The following is a 6,539-nucleotide window of genomic DNA, read 5'->3' on the forward strand; positions in this document are numbered from 1 at the left end:
TAACTTAAGTAACTTATGTAACCTATGTAACGAAAAAAGCTAAAGTAAATCGCGAATATTCTCTACGTCTTGTTCATCATAGCCCAATGCTCGGCTTACTTCGGTTAACATCATCTTTTTACGCGTAGTATTTGAATTTGTTATCACCCAAAAAGGGCTATCAGGTATCTGACGTGGTTTAGTGCTACTGCCACTTGCCGCAAGTTCAGCTTCGCTGGCTGCAAAATATAATCGGTCGCGGCCTCTAATATTGCAAACAGTAGAAAACTGCTGATTATGTACTCGATATAAAGCAGCTAAAATCAATAAAAATCGACCAACAGCGCCACGTTGCATCGCTAATTCTTCTCTATTAATATAGTTAAATACCGAGCCATTATTGTCTGGTGTAACACTTGTTGCTTGTGTTTGAGCAACTTCAACTTCGTTCTTTTCAACAGTGTCTACTTCCACTGTTATTTTATTCTCAACGTCATGTTCATTTGGTAATTTCATAAGACGACGTAATATCGACGAGGCACTTTCGCCAATATATTGAGTATTTGAGGCAATGTGCTGATAAAGCTCTTCATCTATTTCGATGTTTTTCATTGATGACCCTAGGATAATTATTATAGATCGCGGCAAGATTATACTTACGTTGATAAGAAGTCTCTATAGTGGATCAGCAAATGATGACATTATTTTCAAAAAAGATCGTTTATATCAATATCAGACTCTATTTCATTCGCCTCCATAAACATCTTTAGTTGCACATAAAGAGCCCTCAACCATTTTAGCTTGGTTTTTCGTTGCATCAAAATCCTAAAACAAGGACAATTATCTCAATTGAATAACACTGGGCAAATACAACAATGGCGAAGCTTTTAAACTATCAGCAACTGGGCAGCGGTAAAGACATCATTCTCATTCATGGCTTGTTTGGTCGCCTTGAAAACTTAGGAATGGTGGCAAAAGCGTTAGCTGAAAATTTTCGAGTAACGAGTGTTGATGTGAGAAATCATGGTGATTCATTTCACGATAGTGTGATGGATTATCCTACCATGGCTCAAGACATTGTTGCTCTTATGGAGCACCTCGCTATAAAAAGCGCGGTTGTGCTGGGTCATTCTATGGGCGGAAAAATCGCCATGGAACTGGCTTTAACATTTCCTCAGTTAGTTGAAAAATTGATTGTCGCTGACATAGCGCCAGTAGAATACCCTCCACATCACAATAAAATAATAGCCGGTTTACAATCTCTCGACTTTACGATTATTAAACAACGTAAAGACGCTGACAAAGCGCTTTCAGCATACGTTGAAGAGCTTAGCGTTAGACAATTTTTATTAAGAAATTTAAGTACCGAGAACGCTCAACTTGCCTTTAAATGTAATGTAGAAAATATAGCGACCAATTACCCAGAAATAATGAAAACTTATCAAGGGGATAATAGCTATCAAGGCGCTACCTTATTCATCAAAGGCGCAAACTCTGACTATATATTACCCGAACATCGTGATGAGATTTTGCGTTTGTTTCCTCAAAGTCGTGCTCGAGTTATTCAAGGTGCAGGGCATTGGTTGCATGCTGAAAAAACAACCGCTTTTAACCGAAGTGTTGAAGGGTTTTTAGCAAGCTAATTGATATAGCACGCTTTTTAAAGTCTCAAATTTACTATTACTTGAGCAATGTATTATTGACTCAGTTGGTCTCATAGACTTTAAGGTTATAAAATTCCATCTAAAGTCTAGCGGCCAAACTAACAATTTTAATGTGTTTAAAAGCACTGATATGCTATAGTGCCGCCTGAAAATTCTAGGGTTGATTATGATAGCAGAAAACTTTGAATTAGTTGAAGCCATAGGGCTGAATTTATTTTATGCTTTTATCTTTATTTTCATTGGGTTAACAATCCATGATGTAATGAAAAAAAACGATGTCCCTAAAATGGGCAAGTTAGTTGTTTATTTTGTATTATTTTTAGGATGTGCCGGATTTATCGCAAAAGGTATCATTCAGTTTGTTTGGGAAAGCCAAGGCGTTGGGTAAGTAAGTAATAAAATGGCAAAAGAAGTAGCAGATTTAACAACCATTGATTTATTTAGCGATGAAAAGCGTCCGGGGCGTCCAAAAACGAACCCACATTCGCGCAGCGTGCAAGTAAAGATAAACAAACGTAATCAGGTTAAGCGCGATAAGAACAATGGCCTAAAGCGAGTAGAGTTCAAACTACATCAAGATGTATTTGAACGCTTAGACGTTTTAGCAAAAGATAAGGGTATTAGTCGAAGTGAGTTAATAGAAGTCTTATTAGTTCAATCGCTTGATGCCAACGATATTAAAGTTTAGTAGATATAAAAGGTTAGATTGATGGCAATTGTAGGTTTATTTTTCGGAAGTGATACAGGTAACACCGAAGCCGTAGGCAAAATGATCCAAAAGAAATTGGGCAAAAAACTTGTCGATGTTAAAGATATCGCCAAAAGTACTAAAGAAGAAATAGCTGAGTTCGATTTATTAATCTTAGGTATCCCTACTTGGTACTACGGTGAAAACCAGTGCGACTGGGATGACTTCTTACCAGAATTAGAAGAAATAGATTTCACTGATAAGTTAGTGGCTATTTTTGGATTAGGTGATCAAGAAGATTACGCTGAATACTTCTGTGATGCGATGGAACCATTGCGTGATATTGTTGAGTCTAAAGGTGCAATCGTCGTTGGTAACTGGTCAACTGAAGGCTATGAATTTGAAGCCTCTAAAGCGTTAACTGACGAAAGTACATTCATCGGTTTATGTATTGATGAAGACCGCCAGCCAGAATTAACTGAAGAACGAGTTGATACATGGGTTAAGCAAATTTATGATGAACTTTGTTTAGCTGAGCTAGAAGATTAACTTTTAAAGTAAAAGCTAGCATATCATTAAAGAGACCAGCAATTAGCTGGTTTTTTTGTCTCTAATATATTGAAAAATCGGGCGGCAACATACTCAACATGTTTTATTACTCTTAATTAAATTAGCTCACAACATGAAGCAATGCACTTTAATTATACTTTATAAGCATTAAATGTAATTGATTATGCCTTGAATCTGCAGGTCAATAAATATTAGGTTATTGACCTCAAAGCATAAATTTATTTCATCGACTAATTTATTAAACTTAGCCTTAAATAATACCAAAAAAATTGTTATTATGGCTTATCGATAATTTGCTTTGCTGCCTAATAATGAAAAAATTTATTTTAAAATCAATTTTGTTATTTTTTTTAATGCTTCCTCAATTAAAAGCAAATCAAACGCCTTCTAAAATTGAGCAAATCACCTTTTATACTGAAATTTATCCGCCTGCTAATTTTTTAATCAACAACAAACTTAGCGGTATTTCTGTTGATACTGTAAAAGCCATGTGGAAACACTTAAATATTAATGAACCAGAAATACAGCTTGTTCCATGGACACGCGGTTATCAATTTACCTTGGAGAAAAACAATACCGCAATATTTACCATGTCCAAAACTAAACCTCGTGAAAATTTATTTAAATGGGTAGGACCTATCTTCCACTCGACTCAAGTACTGATTACTAAAAAATCGAATAGATTTAATTTTTCTAGCGAAAAAGACGTTTTTGCACATTCTGTAGCAGCGGTTAGAGGTGATATATCAGAGATTTCGTTACACCAGATTAACTTTCCCAAAGCTAATATCGCCAGTGTGGCAACGTTGAAGCAAGCTTATGTGTTGATGGAGTCTGGTCGGGTAGATATGGTGATCGCCTCTATCCATGCTTTTGATCATTTAATGAAAGAAAACAAGTTCAATGCTAACGCCTACGAACAAGTTTGGCAGGTCAACAAAACAGGTAATTATTTAGCATTTAATATAAATACCCCTGATTTTATTATTCAAAGCTACCAACAAGCCTTTGATGACATTGCACCTCTGCGATTAAAAATAAAAGCTAAATACGATTTACCTCAAGCTGAATACTAATCTAAAACTCAGATTTAACATGAGTACAAATAACTAATGAATTTTATAATAACCACATATAAAAACATTGCGCCTTAATTACTGAACAGTGCTGTACTGTATTTCAATTTGGTTTAAAATATCCCTTGACCAATTAATCACCTTAACCCACTCTTGCTAAATTACTTTCCTAGCACTGAGACTCTATTAGTGAGCCAAGAATTAATGTACGACAAAAATAGCCTTATAATTATCATCACACTGTTTATTTTGATGCTTATTATTAACCAAATCGCCTATACCTTAGGTCGACGAAATAAAGATGTAGAAAACGCCGAGATGAAAACCCAATCTACGGCGATACAAACTGGCATTATTGGTTTACTTGCCTTGTTATTAGGTTTTACATTTAATATGTCATTACACCGTTATGACGCTCGTAGTAGTGCTGTTATTGAAGAAGCTGGTGCGATTAACCGAGTAGCAATGCAAGCAAAACTACTACCAATAGAAATTAGAGAAGCGGTTTTTAGTGAATTAGAAGTCTATTTAACGCTACGTATTTCATTAAGCCAAGTTGATTTATCAAACCCTGAACAGCGAAGCAACATCAATAAAAAGGTCAATAAATCTCAAGCAAACCTTATTGAATTGGCACAAAAAGAACTGGTTAATCCAAAGTCACTGTTAATTGCAAATGGCTTTTATCAATCTTTATCGTCAATGATTCAAATTGAAAATAAACGCACGGCAATGTTGAGGCTGCATGTACCTGAGCCGGTGTTATTTCTATTATTTGGTGTCTTTGTTACCGTGGGTGGTATGTTGGGTTATAACAGTGGCTTAGGGAAAAAGCGCCCTGCCTTCCCTACTATTTTATTGTTCACGTTAATTGTTCTGGTGGTCTTTATCATCATTGACTTAGATCGCCCTAAGCGCGGCATAATACAAGTGAATCAAGACAGCTTGCACGATGCTACGGTAACATTACAAGATTATAAAGCCGGCTCGTAAAAGAATAGACTATTTTAGTCATACGTAAGAAGGCAGTAAATATAGCAACTCTCTGTTTACTGCCCTTTACATTCAATATTTTCACTCATAAAAGTGATTTTTTTATGAACCATTTACTATTACAGCTTAACTTTTAATAAGCATTAATTGCTATGCAAGTAGCATAAAATACTCCTCCCAACAGCCACTCCTAAAAAGAATAAAACGAATATTTAGTACTTAAGTACTATGTTTACATCATAGTAATTACAATATTTATCATTATAATAAAATAAACGATAATGAGACTTAAGCTGCCCAATAACTTTTTTTACTCTTAATTTTTTACAAAAGCTTATTTATTGTTTTAGAGTTTATTCAATTAAAATAACATCAAGGAAGTGTAGGTTAATTTGATTTTATGAAGTACACATACCAATTTATATTATCTTTAATGCTGGTTTTTTTTAGCTTAGCAAGCACATTGACCTCATTGGCTCTGCCTGCAAATGATAACTTAAGGTTTGTCATTAATGCTCCGGGCTCTTCTCCTTATATTTATTTCGATCATGAGGAGTCTCGTTATCGGGGTGTTGTGGTAGATTTTTTTGAAAGCTTTGATGATAGTGATGCGTTTAATGTTAAGTACATTGACTCCAGTAGAGCACGTAATGAAAAACTGGTGATGTCTAAAGAGGCAGACGTGTTTTTTGGTAGCGCCATTTGGTTAGAAAATCCGAAAAAATTTATATATTCGAATACCATCATGCCTCATGTTAGTTACATCTACTCAACAAAGAAGTTCCAAGAGCAATTTTCACTTAACGCTCATAATGGTGCGCTAATTTGCACAAGACATGCATTTAGTTACCCTTTTTTACAGCCATACTTTAATGATGGCAAGTTAGTGCGTGTTGATTCAAGTAGCCAAAAATCGATTGTCAGCATGTTAAGTAAAGGGCGCTGTGATTTTGCTATTATGAGTGAGGAAAACGCACGAGGTGTTATGTTTGACTCGGAGTTTTGTCAAAACGAATTTTATCAATCACCCATACCTGTTATGAGTGATGAAGTTGGTTTTATTATCAATGAAAATTTAACCCAAACCAGAGATAACATTAACCAACAGTTATTGGCGTTCATTAACTCTGGCGCAAGAGATAAGTCAATTCAAAAGCATCTAAAGTCACGTGTATTTCCTAAACGGGTATGTCAGCAAACTGCAGATACCGCCTTGTCAGCTGAAAATTAACTACGGCTAATTATTCCAGATTTAAACTCGCGATAGTTAATCGATTTATATCGCGGTCAAACGAACTTAAACGACACTTAAACGACACTTAAAAATAAAGCTACTGTCATTAAATGCTCAAGCAATATAGCCTTTTTTTGTTTTATTTTGTTTTTTTGTCACTTTATGATGATCAAAAACATATCATCAAAATATAATTTTAAATAGATACTATTAACTCAAGTTTCGGGGTTCAAAATAGACGAGGAAATAACAATAACCTAATGATTTAAAAGAAGTTGATGCCTCATTGTGGTAAAATACTTGTTAACTAGACAACGTAAAAAACCACAAGAGAC

8 protein-coding genes are annotated in these 6,539 nt (G+C 35.0%); 7 read left to right on the forward strand and 1 reads right to left on the reverse strand.

Going from position 1 to position 6,539, the window contains the following annotated elements; translation table 11 throughout:
* Positions 1-39 precede the first annotated feature (39 nt).
* Positions 40-591: a replication initiation negative regulator SeqA gene (gene seqA / locus H4J50_RS09245; protein ID WP_182255893.1), complete on the reverse strand. Its 552-nt coding sequence runs from the start codon at positions 589-591 to the stop codon at positions 40-42.
* 263 nt (positions 592-854) lie between these two features.
* Between seqA and H4J50_RS09250 the strand changes: the two genes are divergently transcribed.
* The 7 genes from H4J50_RS09250 to H4J50_RS09280 all read left to right on the forward strand — a co-directional run bounded on the left by H4J50_RS09250 (position 855) and on the right by H4J50_RS09280 (position 6,201).
* Complete coding sequence (locus H4J50_RS09250; protein WP_182255895.1) at positions 855-1,622, forward strand: alpha/beta fold hydrolase; 768 nt, start codon at positions 855-857, stop codon at positions 1,620-1,622.
* Positions 1,623-1,809: 187 nt separating this feature from the next.
* Positions 1,810-2,031 (forward strand): DUF2788 domain-containing protein, encoded by a 222-nt coding sequence (locus tag H4J50_RS09255; RefSeq protein WP_108456814.1) that lies wholly within the window; start codon positions 1,810-1,812, stop codon positions 2,029-2,031.
* 12 nt (positions 2,032-2,043) lie between these two features.
* Entirely contained in the window at positions 2,044-2,331 is a 288-nt protein-coding gene (gene ybfE / locus H4J50_RS09260) for a LexA regulated protein (protein WP_108456815.1), read from the forward strand.
* Between the two features lie 21 nt (positions 2,332-2,352).
* Positions 2,353-2,880 (forward strand): flavodoxin FldA, encoded by a 528-nt coding sequence (fldA, locus tag H4J50_RS09265; protein ID WP_108456816.1) that lies wholly within the window; start codon positions 2,353-2,355, stop codon positions 2,878-2,880.
* Between the two features lie 332 nt (positions 2,881-3,212).
* Positions 3,213-3,977, forward strand: coding sequence for an ABC transporter substrate-binding protein (locus H4J50_RS09270; RefSeq protein ID WP_182255897.1), 765 nt, complete (start codon positions 3,213-3,215; stop codon positions 3,975-3,977).
* A gap of 189 nt (positions 3,978-4,166) precedes the next feature.
* Entirely contained in the window at positions 4,167-4,970 is an 804-nt protein-coding gene (locus tag H4J50_RS09275) for a hypothetical protein (RefSeq protein ID WP_182255899.1), read from the forward strand.
* A gap of 400 nt (positions 4,971-5,370) precedes the next feature.
* On the forward strand, positions 5,371-6,201 hold the full coding sequence (locus H4J50_RS09280; protein ID WP_182255901.1) for an ABC transporter substrate-binding protein: 831 nt from the start codon (positions 5,371-5,373) through the stop codon (positions 6,199-6,201).
* The last annotated feature ends 338 nt before the right edge of the window (positions 6,202-6,539 follow it).

Source organism: Colwellia sp. 6M3, assembly GCF_014077595.1.
Lineage (GTDB): Bacteria > Pseudomonadota > Gammaproteobacteria > Enterobacterales > Alteromonadaceae > Cognaticolwellia.

Bases quoted from the DNA above. Each gene is read 5' to 3' on its own strand.
- seqA (WP_182255893.1), bottom strand. From the start codon at position 591: ATGAAAAACATCGAAATAGATGAAGAGCTTTATCAGCACATTGCCTCA.
- H4J50_RS09270 (WP_182255897.1), top strand. From the start codon at position 3,213: ATGAAAAAATTTATTTTAAAATCAATTTTGTTATTTTTTTTAATGCTT.
- H4J50_RS09250 (WP_182255895.1), top strand. From the start codon at position 855: ATGGCGAAGCTTTTAAACTATCAGCAACTGGGCAGCGGTAAAGACATC.
- H4J50_RS09255 (WP_108456814.1), top strand. From the start codon at position 1,810: ATGATAGCAGAAAACTTTGAATTAGTTGAAGCCATAGGGCTGAATTTA.
- H4J50_RS09280 (WP_182255901.1), top strand. From the start codon at position 5,371: ATGAAGTACACATACCAATTTATATTATCTTTAATGCTGGTTTTTTTT.
- fldA (WP_108456816.1), top strand. From the start codon at position 2,353: ATGGCAATTGTAGGTTTATTTTTCGGAAGTGATACAGGTAACACCGAA.
- ybfE (WP_108456815.1), top strand. From the start codon at position 2,044: ATGGCAAAAGAAGTAGCAGATTTAACAACCATTGATTTATTTAGCGAT.